Consider the following 1,067-nt stretch of genomic DNA (forward strand, 5'->3'; position numbering starts at 1 on the left):
GGCATGGACATGCGCAGCGAGCGGCGCGCGCTGGAGCGCGGCGCCCATATCGTCGTCGGCACGCCCGGCCGGCTGCGCGACCACATCACCCGGCGCTCGCTCGACATGTCGGCGCTGAAGGCGGTGGTGCTCGACGAGGCCGACGAAATGCTCGATCTCGGCTTTCGCGAGGACCTCGAATTCATCCTCGACGCCGCTCCGGCCGAACGCCGCACGCTGATGTTCTCGGCCACCGTGCCGCGCTCGATCGCCACGCTCGCCCAGGGCTACCAGCGCGATGCGGTGCGCATTTCGGCCGCCGGCGAGGAGAAGCAGCATCTCGACATCGAATACCGGGCGCTGAGCGTCGCCCAGCCCGACCGCGAGAACGCCATCATCAACGTGCTGCGCTATTACGAAGCCAAGAACGCGCTGGTGTTCTGCAACACGCGTGCCGCCGTCAATCATCTGACCGCGCGCTTCAACAACCGCAACTTCTCCGTCGTGGCGCTTTCGGGCGAGCTCAGCCAGAACGAGCGCAGCCATGCCTTGCAGGCAATGCGTGACGGCCGCGCAAAAGTCTGCATCGCCACCGATGTCGCGGCGCGCGGCATCGATCTGCCCAATCTCGAGCTGGTCATCCACGCCGATTTGCCGACCAATCCGGAAACGCTGCTACACCGCAGCGGCCGCACCGGTCGCGCCGGGCGCAAGGGCGTCAGCGCGCTGATCGTGCCCAACAGCGCCCGCAAGCGCACCGAGCGGCTGCTGCAGAACGCCGGCCTCAAGGCAACATGGGCGAGCCCGCCCTCGGCCGACGACGTGATGCGGCGCGACGACGAGCGCATCCTGGCCGACCCGGTTTTCGACGAGCCGGTGAAGGACGACGAACGCGGTTTCATCGACGCGCTGCTCGCCAGACATGGCGCCGAACAGGTGGCCGCTGCCTTCGTGCGCCAGTGCCGCGCCAGCCGCTCGGCGCCCGAGGACCTCATGGAGATCGCGCCCTTCACGCCGTCGCGTGAAAGACCGGCGGGCGAAGGTTTCGCGCGCCGCGACGAGGCGCCCAGCCGCCGCGACGATTTCGG

At 68.8% G+C, this 1,067-nt stretch carries 1 protein-coding gene; it reads left to right on the forward strand.

Going from position 1 to position 1,067, the window contains the following annotated elements:
* A partial coding sequence (locus tag EN750_RS35855) for a DEAD/DEAH box helicase (protein WP_145968260.1) occupies positions 1-1,067 on the forward strand: 1,067 nt, incomplete at both ends.

Source organism: Mesorhizobium sp. M7A.F.Ca.ET.027.03.2.1 (assembly GCF_003999175.1).
In the GTDB taxonomy this organism is placed as follows: Bacteria; Pseudomonadota; Alphaproteobacteria; order Rhizobiales; family Rhizobiaceae; genus Mesorhizobium.